The 16,190-nt window shown below is 71.4% G+C and carries 14 protein-coding genes; 8 read left to right on the forward strand and 6 right to left on the reverse strand.

The window, feature by feature from the left end; translation table 11 throughout:
• Positions 1 to 3: 3 nt before the first annotated feature.
• The 4 genes from P5G50_RS05400 to P5G50_RS05415 are packed head-to-tail and all read right to left on the reverse strand — an operon-like array spanning position 4 to position 3,252.
• The gene (locus tag P5G50_RS05400; RefSeq protein ID WP_301210304.1) at positions 4 to 819 is read right to left on the reverse strand and encodes a small ribosomal subunit Rsm22 family protein; all 816 of its coding nucleotides are present in this window, start codon (positions 817 to 819) and stop codon (positions 4 to 6) included.
• Positions 816 to 1,904 carry a glycosyltransferase family 4 protein gene (locus P5G50_RS05405; RefSeq protein ID WP_301210306.1) on the reverse strand — a complete coding sequence of 363 codons (1,089 nt, stop codon included), beginning with the start codon at positions 1,902 to 1,904 and terminating at the stop codon, positions 816 to 818. Before P5G50_RS05405 ends, P5G50_RS05400 begins: the two co-directional genes overlap by 4 nt.
• Positions 1,877 to 2,275: a 6-pyruvoyl trahydropterin synthase family protein gene (locus P5G50_RS05410; RefSeq protein ID WP_301210307.1), complete on the reverse strand. Its 399-nt coding sequence runs from the start codon at positions 2,273 to 2,275 to the stop codon at positions 1,877 to 1,879. The genes P5G50_RS05405 and P5G50_RS05410 overlap by 28 nt, the downstream gene beginning before the upstream one ends.
• On the reverse strand, positions 2,275 to 3,252 hold the full coding sequence (locus P5G50_RS05415; RefSeq protein ID WP_301210309.1) for a zinc-dependent alcohol dehydrogenase: 978 nt from the start codon (positions 3,250 to 3,252) through the stop codon (positions 2,275 to 2,277). Before P5G50_RS05415 ends, P5G50_RS05410 begins: the two co-directional genes overlap by 1 nt.
• Before the next feature lie 104 nt (positions 3,253 to 3,356).
• On the opposite strand from P5G50_RS05415, the gene P5G50_RS05420 reads away from it, so the two are divergent.
• From P5G50_RS05420 to P5G50_RS05430, 3 genes are read left to right on the forward strand one after another with little or no spacing between them, the layout of a single operon-like run.
• Positions 3,357 to 4,067, forward strand: coding sequence for a CDP-alcohol phosphatidyltransferase family protein (locus tag P5G50_RS05420; protein WP_301210310.1), 711 nt, complete (start codon positions 3,357 to 3,359; stop codon positions 4,065 to 4,067).
• Between the two features lie 23 nt (positions 4,068 to 4,090).
• Positions 4,091 to 4,528 carry a VOC family protein gene (locus P5G50_RS05425; protein WP_301210311.1) on the forward strand — a complete coding sequence of 146 codons (438 nt, stop codon included), beginning with the start codon at positions 4,091 to 4,093 and terminating at the stop codon, positions 4,526 to 4,528.
• 6 nt (positions 4,529 to 4,534) lie between these two features.
• Positions 4,535 to 5,200, forward strand: coding sequence for a winged helix-turn-helix transcriptional regulator (locus P5G50_RS05430; RefSeq protein ID WP_301210312.1), 666 nt, complete (start codon positions 4,535 to 4,537; stop codon positions 5,198 to 5,200).
• Between the two features lie 9 nt (positions 5,201 to 5,209).
• Here P5G50_RS05430 and P5G50_RS05435 read toward each other — a convergent pair whose 3' ends face one another.
• Positions 5,210 to 5,845, reverse strand: a complete 636-nt coding sequence (locus P5G50_RS05435) for a hypothetical protein (protein WP_301210313.1) — start codon at positions 5,843 to 5,845, stop codon at positions 5,210 to 5,212.
• A 92-nt stretch (positions 5,846 to 5,937) separates the two neighbouring features.
• Between P5G50_RS05435 and P5G50_RS05440 the strand changes: the two genes are divergently transcribed.
• Positions 5,938 to 6,783: a hypothetical protein gene (locus P5G50_RS05440; protein ID WP_301210314.1), complete on the forward strand. Its 846-nt coding sequence runs from the start codon at positions 5,938 to 5,940 to the stop codon at positions 6,781 to 6,783.
• 86 nt (positions 6,784 to 6,869) lie between these two features.
• The gene (locus tag P5G50_RS05445; protein WP_301210315.1) at positions 6,870 to 7,193 is read left to right on the forward strand and encodes a hypothetical protein; all 324 of its coding nucleotides are present in this window, start codon (positions 6,870 to 6,872) and stop codon (positions 7,191 to 7,193) included.
• 16 nt (positions 7,194 to 7,209) lie between these two features.
• Here the strand turns inward: P5G50_RS05445 and P5G50_RS05450 are convergent, their stop codons facing one another.
• A complete protein-coding gene (locus tag P5G50_RS05450) occupies positions 7,210 to 7,713 on the reverse strand; it encodes a MarR family winged helix-turn-helix transcriptional regulator (protein ID WP_301210316.1) in 504 nt (167 codons plus the stop codon).
• Positions 7,714 to 7,815: 102 nt separating this feature from the next.
• Here P5G50_RS05450 and P5G50_RS05455 point away from each other — a divergent pair, with 102 nt between their 5' ends.
• The 3 genes from P5G50_RS05455 to P5G50_RS05465 all read left to right on the forward strand — a co-directional run bounded on the left by P5G50_RS05455 (position 7,816) and on the right by P5G50_RS05465 (position 15,817).
• Positions 7,816 to 8,757, forward strand: a complete 942-nt coding sequence (locus P5G50_RS05455; protein WP_301210317.1) for an NADP-dependent oxidoreductase — start codon at positions 7,816 to 7,818, stop codon at positions 8,755 to 8,757.
• A gap of 158 nt (positions 8,758 to 8,915) precedes the next feature.
• A complete protein-coding gene (locus tag P5G50_RS05460; RefSeq protein WP_301210318.1) occupies positions 8,916 to 9,617 on the forward strand; it encodes a hypothetical protein in 702 nt (233 codons plus the stop codon).
• 77 nt (positions 9,618 to 9,694) lie between these two features.
• Complete coding sequence (locus P5G50_RS05465; protein WP_301210319.1) at positions 9,695 to 15,817, forward strand: RHS repeat-associated core domain-containing protein; 6,123 nt, start codon at positions 9,695 to 9,697, stop codon at positions 15,815 to 15,817.
• The last annotated feature ends 373 nt before the right edge of the window (positions 15,818 to 16,190 follow it).

The raw sequence follows: 16,190 nt of genomic DNA on the forward strand, positions 1-16,190 counted from the left end.
CCCTCATCCCGGCCACCCCAGCACGTCGAGGTGGTAGACCACCGCCGACAGCTCGCCGCGGGCCAGCTGCGCTCGCCGCATCCGCCGGTAGTCGGGTTCGGAGCGCAGCTCGGGCGCCTGCTCCTCGGCCGCGTCGATCCAGCCGTCGAGCCACTCGCCCAGCAGCTGCGGCTGGTGGCGGTCGAGACGCCACATGGTGAGCGCCCGGCGCGTGCGCCAGCCCGCCTGGGTGAAGAGCCCCTCCACGATCGGCGCCCCGAAGCGGCCCAGCAGCTGGCGGCCCTGCACCTTGCGCCGCTGGTGGGCGTTGAAGGCGCGGGCGAAGCGGATGTCGCGCCCGTCCCAGGGCCGCAGCTCCACATCCCCCGTCACACTCAGTGACAGCAGTGTGGGTGCGCCGACCGCGACGCACGCGTCGACGATGGCGTGCGCTTCGGGAGCCGTCAGCACGTCGAGCAGGGCGGAGGCGGTCACCAGCGAGGCCCCGGCCAGGTCGTCCGCGCCCAGCCGGCTCAGCTCGCCGACCCGCGAGCGGATGGCGATCGGGCGCCCGTCGCGGTCGCGCGGCCGTGCACCCCGCGCGGCGTGGGCCGTGAGGCGGGCGTTCCAGTCGTGCAGCATCCAGGTCTGCGGCCCGGGGAGCAGGGGAGCGAGCCAGCGCATCATCGATCCGGTGCCGCTGCCCAGGTCGTGCACGGTCAGCGGGCCGGCGGGGAGCAGCGCGGGGAGGGAGGCCGCGAGCAGCCGGGACCGCGCGCGGGCGTCCTCCGCCTCCCGCAGCTCCAGCCAGTCGCTGCTGACGTCCAGCACCTCGCTCATCGCGTCGCCGCCCGGTGCGCCGACTCGGCCTCGGTCGAGGTGGCCGCCGCCTCCGCCAGCGCCGCCGCGACCACGGCCGTCGTCGTGTCCCACGACCGCGCGCCCGCCCGCGCCAGGAGCGCCTCCGCTCGCAGCTCCTCCCGCAGCGGGGCGCTCGACCACCAGCGCTGCAACGCGATCTGGAGCGCCCACGCGTCGTCCGGCGGCACGATCAGCGCCGCTCCCGGCCGGTCGAGCGCCTCCGGGATTCCGCCGACCTCGGTCGTGAGCACCGGGACGCCGTGGGCGAGCGCCTCCGCGACAACCATGCCGTAGCTCTCGCTGCGCGCGGGGTGCACGAGCAGGTCGGCGCTCGCGTACGCCGCCTCCAGCGCCTCGCCGCCGAGCACGCCCGCGAACGTCACGCGCTCGGCGAGCCCGGTCGCCTCGACGACCGCCGCGAGCGCCGCCGCGAAGTCGGGGTCGACCCCCAGCGATCCGACGATCACGCAGCTCCAGCCCGGGGTGGCGGTCAGGCCGGCCAGGGCGCGCACGAGGAGGTCCTGGCCCTTGTGCGGCGCCACCGCGGCCACGCAGAGCAGGCGCTCGCCGCCCGGGGAGGGGGTGGACGCCGGCGCGAGGTCGGCACCAGGCTGCGCGACGACGATGCGGCGGGGGTCGGCGGCGTCCTGCTCCACGAGTTCGGAGCGGGTCCAGCCGCTCGTCGCAATCACGCGCTGCGTGGAGCGGAGGGCGGCGAGGAGACGGTCGTCCGGCCGCTCGGGCGCCTGGTGGGCGAGCACGACCTCCCGCAGCCGCGACGCGTGGCGGGCGAGCGCGTCGGCGGCGCCCGGCACCAGGAGGCCGTCGACCAGCACGAGCGCGCCGTCGGGGAGGCCGGCGAGCACGGAGGCGGTGGAGGGACCCGGCGCCGCCTGCACCGGCACCTCCACCATCCGCACCTCCCACCCCTCCGCGTGCAGACCGTCGCGCAGCCGCCGGTCGTACACGTTCCCGCCGCTCACGCGGCCCGGGTCGTCCACCCCCTCGGGGACGACGAAGGCGAGCGTCCCGGCCGTCACAACGACCTCGAGTAGCTCGCCCACGCGATGTGCGACTCGTGCAGGGTGACGCTGATCGACGTGACCGCCGAGACATCGCCCAGCTCCCCGGCGTGCGCGGCGCCCGCGAGCCGGTCGGCGACGGCGCGGCACAGCACCTCCGTCGTCGTGTTCACGCCGGCGAACGCGGGCTCCTCGTCGAGGTTCCGGTACGTGAGCGCGCCGGTGATGGCGGCGAGGGCGGTGGAGGCGCGGCCGATGTCGATCACGACGCCGTCGGCGGTGAGGTCGTCGGCGCCGAAGCTCGCGTCGACGACGAAGGTCGCGCCGTGCAGCCGCTGCGCCGGCCCGAACAGGTCGCCGGTGAAGCTGTGGGCGACCATCATGTGGTCGCGGACGGTCACGGTGTACGGCATCAGGCGTCCCTCCAGTCGATCGTGTGGCACAGCTCGGCGCCCGGCGACGCTGCCAGCCGGGCGAGCACCTCGGGCAGCTCGCGCCACGCGGAGGCGCCCGTGAGCAGCGCGTCGAAGGCCGGGTCGCGCAGCAGCCGCAGGGCGAGCCCGAGCCGGTCGCTCGTCGTGCGGCGGTCCCGGCGGGCGGGCGAGACGGCGCCGACCTGGCTCGACCGGATCATGAGCCTGCGGGAGTGGAAGTCCGCGCCGAGCGGGAGGGCGACCTCCCGATCGCCGTACCAGCTCGCCTCGACCACGACCCCCTCCGTGACGACCGTCTCGAGCGCGAGGCGCAGGCCCGCCTCCGAGCCGCTCGTGTGGATGACGAGATCGGCGTCGCGCGGAGCCGCATCGGGGTCCGCGAACGCCACGCCGAGCTGCTCGGCCACCGCCGCGCGCCCGGGCTCGCGATCGACGAGTGTGACCTCGGCGCCCGGGAGGCCGGCGGCGAGGCGGGCGACGCAGCAGCCGATCATGCCGGCGCCGATCACCGCCACGCGGTCCCCGACCAGGGGCGCGGCATCCCACAGCACGTTCACCGCTGTCTCGACGGCGCCCGCGAGCACCGCCCGCCGCGCAGGCACGCCCTCCGGGACCGGGAGCACCGCTGAGGCCGGGACGACGAAGGCCGACTGGTGCGGGAACAGCGTGAACACCGTGCGTCCCGCCAGCTCCGGCGGCCCCTCCTCGACCACGCCGACGTTGAGGTAGCCGTACTTCACCGGCGCCGGGAAGTCGCCCTCCTGGAACGGCGCCCGCATCCGCTCGCGCTCGCCGACGGGCACCCGGCCGCCGAACACGGTCGCCTCCGTGCCGCGGCTGACGCCCGTCCACAGCGTGCGGACGAGCGCCTCGCCCGCGCCGGGCGCGCGCAGCGCCTCCTGCCGCAGGGCGCCGGAGCCGGGCTCCTCGACCCAGAAGGCGGTGGCCTCGCGCACGCTGTCCTCCCTCCGCGCCGGCCGGTGAACGATCGGCGCATCCGCGGCGTGTTAACGCCGTCGTCGTATTGCTCAGGGTGCCGCACTCAGGACACGAGGGACAGATGCAAAGGGTTCAACTGGAGGCCGCGGGCGCGCTGCCGGGCGCCCTGCCGCCGGTCGGCTGGCTCGCGATGGCCGCCTTCCTCGTCGTCACCGCGGCCCTGGTCGTGCGCGGGTACCGCCGTCGCGGCATGGCCCGGTTCGGCGCCGCGAACGTCGTCACGAGCCTCCGCGCGGTGCTGGTCGGCGCGATCACGGGGCTGGTCGCGGGGTCGTTCGCCGGCGCCGTGCCGGTCGCCACGGTGGTGGCGCTCGTCGTGCCCGCGCTCGCACTCGACGCGGTCGACGGCTGGGTGGCGCGGCGCACCGCGAGCGTGACCGAGCTGGGCGCCCGCTTCGACATGGAGGTGGATGCGTTCCTCCTGCTCGTCCTCGGCATCGCTGTCGCGCCCGCGCTGGGGGTGTGGGTGCTGGCGATCGGGCTGCTGCGGTACGCCTTCGTGGCGGCGGGGTGGATGCTGCCGTGGTTCCGCCGCACGCTGCCCCCGCGGTACTGGCGCAAGGTCGTGACCGCCTTCGCCGGCATCGCACTGGCGGTCGCGGTCTCGCGCCTCCTGCCCGGGCTCGACGTGGTGCTGGTCGGCGCGGCGCTGCTGCTGCTCGTGGAGTCGTTCGGGCGCGACGCGATCTGGCTGGTGCGGAGGAGGCGCGAGAAGGGTCTTGACGCGGACACTTGTTTTTTGCAAGTATCGGCGGCATCGGATCGAAACTGATCGCCAACCTTGGGGAGACCACGATGTCCATGATGTTCGTCAACCTGCCGGTGACCGACCTCGAGCGCTCGAAGGCGTTCTACGAGGCCCTCGGCTACACCATCAACCCGCTCTTCACCGACCACAACGCGGCCTGCGTCGTGGTGGAGGAGGACCACAACTTCTTCATGCTCGTCACTCGCGAGTACTTCCAGACCTTCTCCGACCGCCCGATCGGCGACCCGTCGTCGACCGTCTCGGTCGCGGTGGCGCTGTTCTCGCCGAGCCGCGAGGAGGTCGACGCCACGGTCGCACGCGGCATCGAGGCCGGCGGCGTGGAGGAGCGCCCGGCCTCCGACTACGGCTTCATGTACCAGCGGCAGCTCGCCGACCCCGACGGCAACATCCTCGAGTTCGGCTGGATGGACCCGCAGGCCGCGCAGCAGGGCCCGGAGGCGTACGCCGAGCAGCAGCAGGGCTGAGGCCCGGTGGTCGCACGCGAGTACGGGCAGTACGACGGCATCGCCCGCGGGCTGGAGCTCGTGGGCGAGCGCTGGTCGCTGCTCATCGTCCGCGACCTGCTCGTCGGTCCGCGCCGGTACGGGGAGCTCGCGGAGGGGCTGCCGCGCATCCCGAGCAACATCCTCGCCACCCGGCTGAAGGAGCTGCAGGAGGCCGGCATCATCCGTCGCGCACCGCGCTCGCGCGTGATCGTGTACGAGCTGACGGAGTACGGCCGCGAGCTGGAGCCGGTCGTCCTCGCCCTCGGCGCCTGGGGCTTCAAGGCGCTGGGCGAGCCGAGGGAGGCGCAGATCATCACGCCCGATGCGATGACGATCGCCCTGCGCACCGCCTTCCGGTCCGGTGTCGCGGCCGAGCTGCCGGCGACCGCCTACGCGGCGCGGATCGGCGGCGGCGCGGGCGCCGACCTCCTCATCTCGGTCGACGGCCCGGCGCTGGAGGTCGTGCGCGCGGAGGCGGTGCCTGCGCCCGGCCGCGCCGACCTCGCCTTCGCGACCGGCCCGGGCATCCGGCGGCTGCTCTCCGGAGAGCTCGCGCCCGAGCGCGCGATCGAGACCGGCGTGGTGGAGGTGCTGCACGGGCCGGGGGAGCTGCTCGGGAGGTTCGCGAGCACGTTCCACCTGGCGGCGTGAGGGGGAGCGTCAGCCCTCCCGCGTCAGCGTGAAACCGCGACCGGCGAAGAAGCGCGAGAAGGTCGCGACGTCGAGCCGGGCGTTCTCCGCGGTCTCCCGTACGCCCGAAGGATTGTGGAACGTCACGCTGTCGGCGTCGGCGGTGTGGACGAGCACGAGGTGACCGCCGCGCCGCGCGTTCGGCCGATCGGGGTAGCGAATTTCGGGCGAAACGGATGCCACGAAGACCCGGTCCTCGCACGCCTCCAGGAGTGCCTGTTCGGCGGCGGGGCCTTCCGCCACCTCGCCCACCAGGCCGAACTCGGCGCGGACCCACGCGAGGAACGGCCGGTAGTAGAGCCCGCCGACCGTCTCCCCCTCGCGGACGAGGGCGCCGGCGGACTGTGCCCCGAGGACGAGCCGATGCATGGGAGGCCGTTGCCCGCGCCAGGCGCCGAGCACCGACCGCAGGCAGGCCAGTCCGCAGACGTTGCGGGCCCAGAGGCGGTAGTCGTCCGCGCTCGCGTACCCTTCCGCGCGCCAGTCGAAGTGCTCCGTCGGGTCGGCGCCGTGCTCGATCAGCGGCGCGTTCAGGGCGACGTCGCCCCACTGGGACTCATACGGGAAGGCGCCTGCTCGTGGCGTCGCCGCGGGTGTCGTCTGCATGCCGCTCCGTCGATCGTCGGTGTCGTCCGAGCGTATCCGACCCGTTCGTGGTGCCTCCGGCATACTGGTCGCACGACGATCGGGGGGATCGGATGACGTGGAGGGGCGCCCGCAGCCGTGCGCTCACGGCCGTACTCGCCGCGGCGCTGCTGGCCGCGCTCACCGCCTGCGCCGGCCTGGCCGGCCCGCGATCCGGTGACGACGTGGCGCACGACGCCGCCCGCGCGGAGGCCGACCGGATCGCGAAGGCCATCGACGACTCGCGCCCGCGCAACGTGCTGGCGTCGGACTTCGCCTACCGCTACTCCGACGTGTCGGGCTCGGGAGGGCGGATGGACCCCGACACGCACGCCGAGCTCACGGTCGACGCCGTCTCGTGGGACGGGATGACCCGCGACGCCGGCGGCGCCCGGTTCGTGCTGTCGATCGGCGCCCACGTCCAGGCGCAGAGCTCGTCATTCGGCGCGGAGAGCTGGGGTGAGGGCGACTGGGCGGGGTGCTTCGCCTTCCGCACGTACGCCTTCTTCGAGTGGAGGCGCACCTCCGTCGACGGGGTCACCTGCCCGCCGGTCGCCCCCTCGCCTCCGCCGTCGCCCGCTCCTCCTCCTGCTCTGCCCGACGACGCCGCCGCCCGTCTCACGGCCGTGCTCACCGACGCGACGGACTCGAGCAGCCTCGCGGACGGGCTGGAGGCGGCCTTCCCCGACGACCAGGTCCGCCGCGACGAGGTCACGGGCGCGCACCTCACCCGCGACAGCGGCGCGGAGGGCACGGTTCTCGGCGCGGCGGTCGGAATCTCCGGCACCAAGGACTGCTGGGTCGGCAAGCGCGACGCCGCGGGGGCGGTGCACGTCTGGCGCCCCGAGAAGATCACGCTGGAGGCGGGGGAGGCCGGCTGCACCCTCAGCAACGCGCTGCACCCGGTGAAGACGCACTGAGTCACGGCCCTGGCGCCCCGCCTCCGCTTCCGGTTGGATGGAGCAGAGCCCGCGGCACCGGCCCGCGCCCATCGAGAGGACACCGCATGACCGACAGCCCTGTCGCCGCGTTCGAGCTGCTCGCCGCGCAGCTGCTGGAGGACCCCGACCTCGACGTCTCGGTCACCGCGACCGGGCTCCACGTGCGCGGGAGGCTGTTCGCCTACCTCGACGGCGTCGAGCTCGCCGTCGACCTGCCCGAAGAGCGCGCGAACGACCTCGTGGGCCGGGAGGTCGCGCAGGCGGTCGCCGCCGGTCGCAGCGAGCCGAAGGGTGCCTGGGTGCGCATCGCCGAGGAGGAGGACTGGCCCGAGCTGGCCTCCGAGTCGCACCAGTTCGTCGGCGAGCCCGCCGTCGGCGGCGAGTCCTGAGCCGGCGCGAACTCGGCTAGCGCGAACCCGCGCGACGGCGCTTCGCCGACCGCGGCGGCAGCGCGCGCATGTGATCCACGACGGGCGTGAGCAGGCGCTCCAGCTCCCGCGTGCCGTCGGCGTCGAGAGTGGCGAACAGCATCTCCTGCAGGGTCTCGATGTGCCCTGGGAAGACCTTCGCCAGCACGCCGCGGCCCGCGTCGGTGATCGTCACCGTCGTCGCCCGCTCGTCGTCGGCTGACGGCGCCCGCGTGACGAGACCCGCCTTCTCGAGCAGTCCCGCCTGGTAGGTGAGCCCGCTGCGGCTGTAGACGACGCCGTCGGCCAGCTCCGTCATGCTGTGGCTGCCGTCGGGTGCGTCGCCGAGCCGCGCGAGCAGCTGGAACTGCACGTAGCTCAGGTCCCCGGCCTCCCGCAGCTGCTGCTCGACCGCGTGGCGCAGGAGGCTCGTTGCCTCGATCAGCGCGAAGTACGCGCCGAGCTGCGTGCGGTCGAGGGCCGGCGGCGTCGGTTCGCTCATGTCTCCAGTATAGGTTGCTACGAATTCGAAGCAGTGCTATCGTCTCGTTTTGTGCTTCGAATTCGAAGCAAATGGAGCACCAGCAGACGGAAGAAGAGAGCCATGAAGGCAGTGCGTTTCCACGAGTTCGGCGGACCCGAGGTCCTCCGCATCGACGAGGTCGAGGTGCCGGCGCCCGGCGCGGGTGAGGTGCGGGTCCGCGTGGCCGGCGTCGCGTTCAACCCGGCCGACAACGGCATCCGGAGCGGAGTGCTCCGGGCGATCCCGGTCACCCTCCCGCACGTCCCCGGCTACGACGTCTCGGGCACGGTCGACGCGCTCGGGGAGGGCGTGACCGGCCTGACCGTCGGCGACGCCGTGATCGGGTTCCTCCCCATGGCGGCCGACGGTGCCGCCGCCGAGTACGTCATCGCTCCCGCGGAGGCGCTGGTCGCGGCCCCGGCGAGCATCCCGCTCGCCGACGCGGCGGCCCTGCCCTCGGTGGCGCTGACCGCGTGGCAGGCGCTGTTCGACGACGGCGGACTGCAGGCCGGTCAGCGCGTGCTGATCAGCGGCGCGGGAGGCGCTGTCGGCGGGTACGCCGTCCAGCTGGCGAAGGCGGCCGGGGCGCACGTCATCGCCACGGCCAGCCCGCGCAGCGCGGCTGCGGTCGCGGCGGCGGGCGCCGACGAGGTCATCGACCACACCACGACGGACGTGCTCGGCGCGGTCACCGAACCGGTCGACGTGCTGCTCAACCTGGCGCCGATCGACCCCGACGCCTTCACCGCGCTCGTCGCCCGCGTCCGCGACGGCGGCGTGGTCGTGAGCACCACGGCGTGGATGCCGGCGCCCTCCGACGCGCGGCGCGACGTGCGCTCGGTGGTCGTCTTCGTCCGCAGCGACGCCGCGCAGCTCGCCGAGCTCGTGCGCCGGGTCGACGCGGGCGGGCTGCGGGTGGAGGTGGCGCGTCGCGTGCCGCTCGCCGACCTGCCCATTGTGCACCGGGAGGCCGCCGCCGGCACCCTCCGCGGAAAGGTCGTGGCGGTGCCCGACGCGGCGTGAGCGCGGCAGCAGGGACCGCGGGGAGGGCCGGAGGACATCGGCTCCTCCCCGTGATGCCCTGCGGGGTAGACGAGACAGTACGCATGTTTCGCCGATCAAGCACGCAATCGGACGGAAAGCCCGGTAGCCGATAACGGTTTCCTGGAAGTCTCGGCGGCGTGCATCAACCGTTCCGTGTGCCGTCGAGCTGGCGCTTTCTCTTGTCGTCTCTCGCGGCGCTGTCGCTCTCGCTGTCACTGGTGCCGTTCGCGCCGGGCTCTGCCGCGCAGGCCGCGCCCGCGGTGCACGAGGCGGTGCACGCAGCCGAATATCAACCGTGTCCGGCGACGGGGGATGTGGCCGCGTGCGATGCCGATCATGACTCGATCCCGGATGTGGTCGAACGGGTTGTGACCGGTTCTGCGACGGGGGCGACCGGTCGGGAGGATCGGGACACCGACGGCATCCCCGATTGGGTGGAGGCCATGGCCTGCGGCACGACCGCGTGTGCGTCGCCGACGAGAGACGGTGTGGGGGACGGGATCCCGGACTACGCGCGTCAGATCGTCTGCGGGTCGGCGACGTGTTCGACGGGCAACGGGGACGTGAACGCGAACGAGGTGCCGAAGTGGGCGTCTGTGGTGATCTGCGGGACGGTGGCGTGCGCGAGCGGACACGAGGATTACGACCGGGACGGCATCAGCGATGCGATCGAGTTGGCGGCGTGTGTGACGCCAGGGGCGGACTTGGCGCATACGGGTTCCACGATCGCACTGTGGGCGATCACGTCGGCGGCCGCCGGTCTGATCGGTGCCGGTCTGGTACTGCGGCGCAGATGGCCGCTGCTTTCCGCCGCCCTTGACGCTCCGACGACCGCCTGATGCGGCCGGGGACCATGCGGGGGCGCTTTTTCGACCCCGTGAACGCGCGCGGGCGCGCGACGCGGATCGTCCTGTCCGTGGTCGCAGCGGCGACACTCACAGCCGCCGGGACCGTCACCCCGGCGCAAGCGTCGCCGCAGGAGCTCGCGCGGCGAGTTGCCGCTGCGACGCTGGCGGAGGTGCGTGCGGCGGCTGCTGTGCAGAGCGCCCGGCTCGAAGCCGAGACCGAGGCCCCTGCGCCGACTGCGACCGGCAGGATCGATCCGGGCAAGAAGTCCACCGTGGACGCGGACGGTTTAGGCGTGTCGGCGACGTTCTCCGGCAACAAGGTCGATTCCGCCCTGGACGTGGCGGTGGGGGCCGCGCCGACTCAGGCGTTGCGGGCGGCGAAGGCGGAGCGGCCGGGCAGCGGGACGCCGGTGTCGGACCCGGTCCAGATCACTGCCACCGATCCCGACGGGAAGCAGGTGACGCAGTTCCCACCGAAAGCGGTCAACACCCGTGGTGGTGGCGACAAGGGCCCGGTCGTCTCCGACGTCGTGCCCGGTGTCAGCCTCGAGCTGAAGCCGGATCTGGCGCTGGTGGAGGCGAACCACCTGAACCCTGCGACGTTGCAGATCTACACCCGTGAGACCGCAGGGGAGCCGTGGACCGCGCTGCCGTCGTTCTATGACGCGAAGGCGGGCGTGGTGCGGGGGGAGTCCACGCATCTGTCGCAGTTCGTGGTGATCGGGATTCCGTTCCCGGTGCCGGCCCGTCCGGTTGTGGTGCTGGACCCCGACAATGACGAAGGCCACGCGTCCACGCCTGCCCCGCCGGTGACGGAGTGGGCGTACAACCAGGCGTTGGCGGCAGCGCTGAAGTCCCGGCTGGAGGCGGACTGTCTGGCGACGGTCGCGATCGCGAACACCGGCCCTGACACGATGCTCTCCCGGGCGACCCGGGCGGGGATCGCGGCAGCGCAGAATCCGACGATGACGGTGGGGATCGGGTTCAACACCAACCAGGGCACCGCGTGGGGATCGCCGTCGGATGGCGGGTCGCAGCTGTATTCCCGTGGCGGCGCCGCCGATGACGCGCTCTCGAACGCCCTGGTCGGGGTGCTGCCCAACTACACGGGCCGCCCGGCGGTGAACAAGGGCAACAACGGCAACTTCCCCGGAACGGATTTCGATGGCGTTCCCGGTGCGCTCACGCACCTGGAAGCGTTGTTCATGGACCACAACTACGACCGCCCGGTGATCGACAACGGCATGGGCTCGATCGCGGATGGTGTGCTCACGGGGCTCGGTGTCTATCTGCAGTCTCAGGGGTTCAGCTGCGTCGACCCGGCGACCGGGGGCTGGCCGACAGCGCCGTCGGCGGCGACCTTGGCGCGGTGGCGGCAACTGGGTCACCAGAATCACCAGACCTATGGCGGCGAGCCATTCAGCTTCTCCACCGGGAATCTGGTCGAGGACGAGAAGCTGTTCAGCCTCCCCGGCCCCGGCGGCTCCAGCACCGAGGTGACGCTGACCTACAACAGCCAGGACGGTCGCCCGTCCCGGGTGGGGGCCGGCTGGTCGTTCGGGCTGGGGGCACGGGCGCAACGCTTCATCGACGGCAGTGTGCTGGTCGAGCGCGGTGACGGCGCCTCGTTCGTGTTCACCTCCGACGGGCACGGCGGCTACGTCTCCGACCCCACCCTGCATCAAACGCTGACCGAGGCCGGCGCGGGGAGGTTGACGCTGACCGACGTCTCAGGCGAGAGCTGGGTGTTCGACGCCGCCGACATCGACGGCATCGGGGAGCTCGTCTCGCACACCGACGCCACCGGCCACACCACCACCCTCGCCTACGGGCCGGCGGACCCGGATGTGAATCAGTTCGTCCCGCTGACCGGCATCACCGACAGCGCCGGGCAGACCATCGTCGTGCAGTCGGATGCGCAGGGCCGGGTGGTCGGATTCACCCGCCCCGGCGGCGACCATTGGAGTCTCTCGTACAACGCCGCAGGCGACCTGACCCAGATCGCCCTGCCGGACGGGCGCACCCACACCTTCACGTACGACGGCGCGCACCAGTTGCTGACCGGAACGGACGCGACCGGAACCACCTACCTGAAGAACGAGTACGACGCGGCCGGGCGGATCATCCACCAGTGGGATGCGGCCGGCGACGAACGCTCCCTCGACTACTCCACCGTGGGGCAGACGGCGTACACGGACAATCTCGGCCGCAGGAGCGTGTTCTTCTACGACACCGCATCCCGGATCACGAAGGTGCAGCACCCGGATGGCACCACCGCGACCTTCCGCTTCGACGCCCAGAACAACGTCATCTCTTCCACGGATGAGAACGGGGCGAAAACGATCTACGGGTACGACTCGTTCGGCAACCTCACCGCCGTGACCGGCGCTGACGGGCTCGTGACGAAGTACACGTACACGCCGACCGGGCTGGTGGCGACCAAGACCGACACCGGCGGCCCGAAGGGTGCCGCGCGGACGTGGACGTACGACCACAACGATGCCGGCGCGATCACGGCCGTGCACCAACCGGACGGCACCGTGATCAGCAACAGCTACGACGGTGCAGGGAACCTGATCGCGGTCTCCCAGCCGTCCGGCGCGACCACCACGTGCAGCTACGACGCGCCCGGGAATCTGACCTCGGCCACCGACCCCGACGGCAACAAGACGACCTACACGTACGACTCGGCGGGGCGGATGCTCACCCAGACCAGCCCGGCCGGGCACACCACCGCTTACGCCTGGGACTCCGGGGACCGGGTCGTCACCGCGACCAACGCGGTCGGCGGCGTATTCGCCTACGGGTGGGAGCCGAACGACCACCTGGCATCGCTCACCGACCCCACCGGTGCGGTGACGACGTACACCTGGGATGCCCTGTTCCACCTCACCTCCACCACCTCTCCGACGGGTGGAGTGACGAAATACGGGTACACCGCTGAGGACGTCGTCGCCTCCACCACCGACCCGCTCGGCGCGGTCACCACCGACAGCACCGACTCCCGCGACCGCGTGGTGAAGACCGTCGACCCGAACGGCGGCGTGTGGACCGCCGGCTACGACGGCGTCGGCAACCTCACCTCCACCACCTCTCCGACCGGTGCGAAGACCACCAATGCCTACGACAGCGACGGCCGCCTGCTCTCGAGCACCGGCCCGACCGGCGGGAAGACGGCGTACACGTACGACTCGGTGGGGCGACTGACGAAGCAGACCGACCCCGATGGCGTGTCCACCTCCTACGCGTACGACGTGATGGACCGGGTGACCCGGATCACCGACGGCCTCGGCAAGCACACCGACCTCGGCTACGACGTCGACGGCAACCTCACCAGTGTCACTGACCGGCAGGGCAACACCACCGGCTACCGCTACGATGCGGCCGGGCACGTCACCTCGCAGACAAGCCCTCTCGGCGAGGTCACCTCCTACGGCTACGACCCGGACGGTAACGTCACCACCGTGACCGACCCGCTCGGCCGGGCGACCACGTACACCTACACGGCGCTGGGTCAGCTCGCCTCGACCACCGGCCCCGCAGGCAACCGCACCGCGTACACCTACGACGCGGCCGGGCGGACGCAGACGGTGACGGACCCGAACGGGCACACCACGTCGTTCGGCTACGACAAGGGCGGCAACCAGACGTCGGTGACCGACCCGACCGGCGCGATCACCGGCTACGGGTGGGACGCGGCCGGGCGGCAGACCTCGACGACGGACCCGGAAGGGCACCAGACCGTGTACGGGTACGACCCGGCCGGGCAGCTCGTGAAGGTCACCGAGGGGTACACGGCCGGCGCGAAGCCGGGACCGGATGTGAACGTGGTGTCTGAGTACGGGTACGACCCGGACGGGAACCTCACCTCCACGACCGACCCCAACGGGCACACCACGACGTACGCTGTCGATCCGGCGGGGCAGACGACGAAGGAAGTGAACCCGGTCGGCAACACCACCGCGTGGGCGTACACCCCGGCCGGGCGGCTGGCGTCTACGACGAACGGCAACGGCCAGACCACCGCGTTCGGCTACGACAAGCGCGGTGACCTCACCCGCCAGAACCAGGCTGGCGCTGTGGCGTCGTACGAGTACAACGCGAACCAGCAGCTCATCGCGATGACCGACCCGACCGGAGTGTCGGGATGGACCTACGACAAGGACGGCCGCACCACCACCCAGATCGACCAGCGGGGCGGGCACCTCGCCACCTCCTATGACAAGGCGTCTCAGGTCGCGGGGATGACCCTCCCCACCGGGGAGAAGCTGGCGTACACCTACGACACCGCCGGGAACCTCACCTCGCAGACCTCCCCGTGGGGGTCGCTGACGTACGGGTGGGATGGCGCGGCGAACCTCACCCGGATCGGCCGCTCCAGCGGGGTGACGACCAGCTATGGGTACGACGCGGACAACCGGGTGACCAGTGTGCTGCACCAGACTCCGGCCCCTGCTGGCGCTGCAGCTGCCGCTGCGAAGCGGGCGGGCTCGACTCCGGCCCCGGTTCCGTATGGCAAGAAGGCCGCCGCCGCCACGTGCACCACCGTCGCCGGATACCTCGGTGCCCGGACCGCGCCCGCGGGGGCTTCGAATCTGTGTAAGCATGCGGACGCCTACCTCGACGGTCGCACCCTGCCCACGCCGGCGAATCCGGTCGCGGATGGTGGGGCGTTGGGGTACCAGTACGGCTACGACAAGGACGGCAACCTCATACAGGCGACCCGCACGATCAGCCCGCCCACGGTTCCGCACGCACCTTCCACGCCGACGTCGAAGCCGACCGCCGCGCAGACGTCGTACGCCTACGACGGCGTGGACCGGCTCTCGACCTCGACCACGAAGGCGGGGGAGAAGAACACCTACCGTTACGACCCCGCAGGAAACCGTGTCGGCTGGACCCGCACGGGCGCCAAAGATGGCAACTTCACCCAGACCGCGGCGTTCAACAACGCCGACCAGCTCACCAGCACGACCACGTCCGCTGCCGGCCGCGGTGTCGCGGCTGGAACCGCGACCTACTCCTACGACGGGGCCGGCCAACGCACCAACCAGTCCCTGGCCGGGGTGAGCACCGGGTACGGGTACAACCCGGCCGGGCAGACCACCAGGGTCACGCGACCGGGCCTCACCACCACCTACAGTTACGACGGTCTCGGCCGCACCGCGGCCACCACCGACGAGACCGCCTACGGGGCCGCCACCACTGCCAACACCTACGACGGTTCCGCTGTGGTGCAGACGAAGGACCAGCAGGGCACGAGCACGCTGATCCGGGACGCGGCGGGGTCGTTGGCTGAGCATGTCACCGCGACCGGCGACGCCACCTGGGACCTCCTGGATGGTCTCGGCTCCACGATCGCGGGGTCAAGGAACGCCTCCATCACCCAACTCGCGTCGTACGACGACTGGGGCGGCCAGAACTTCGACACGAGCGGGTGGAGTGCGCCGGAGGGATACACCGCGCACGCTCAGGATCCGACCCAGAACCTCGTCCACACGTACGCGCGTTCGTACGATCCTGCTGCTGGGGCCTGGACGAGCCCGGACAGTTGGCGGGGGCTGCTCACACAGCCGAAGTCGCTGGCCCGGTACCGGTACGCGTTCGACAACCCCACCAGTTATCTGGATCCGGACGGGCACCGGTGCGCGGCCCGGTCGGGCGGCTCCGACGCGCTGCCCCTCGGCTGCGGCGCACCAGCAGTGCAGGCATACAACAACGTGAAAATGCCGCCACCGCCGGCGCCCTACATACCGGCCAAGAGAGTCACGCCGATTAAGCCCAAGCCCACGGGACCGACAGCGCAAGACTGCATCCAGCAACGCCACCTGGACAGCAACTACATCGTCCCGACAATGAAAATCGCCAGCTCCGGCAAGAAGACTTGCGGTGCCGGAATCGCGCCGACACTCTGCAATCGGTTGAAAGATCTGCCGACCAAGCCGGCCCGGGAATTCGGTCAGGTGGATGGCAAGAAGGCCCTTGAACTTTGGGCCGTGGTCTGGGACGGCGTGACTATCGTGGGCGAGGTTTACACAGGGAGTATCAGCGAACAAGACGTAGGCTCGTTCGGCAGTGACCTATACGACTATCTGACCAAGAGCTACGCACCCGCGGTGATCGTCGCCCCGGGAAGAGACTCGGGGCAATGGACAATATGGGGACCGACTCCGCCGGGAGGCCTGTCGTGACTAATTCGACTTACCGATCCTCGCCTGCGCACAGGTCCATTTTCACGGCGCGGATCCTTTTGGTTGTCCTCGCGTCTTCCAACCTTGCGATTGAGTGCTGGCTCCTGGCAATCAAGCCGTGGTCCAACGTGGTCAGAAGGTTCAATTCGACCATTGAGTTGCGGGGCCATTCGGTTCTAGCAGGGTTCGCTTACGTGCCAATTGTGCTGATTGTGTTTAGCGCTCTCGTCGCCATCGGCCTCTGGACTGTTATCCCGCTCATAGGCTCCCGGAAATTGATGAAGACGCGGTTCTGGCGTTGGGCATCAGTTGTTTTTTGTATTGCCTTTATTTTGTCGGCGATGGCAAGTCCACAGAGAATGGCGCTTAGCTT

It is taken from the genome of Leifsonia williamsii (genome assembly GCF_030433685.1).
Taxonomy (GTDB): domain Bacteria; phylum Actinomycetota; class Actinomycetes; order Actinomycetales; family Microbacteriaceae; genus Leifsonia; species Leifsonia williamsii.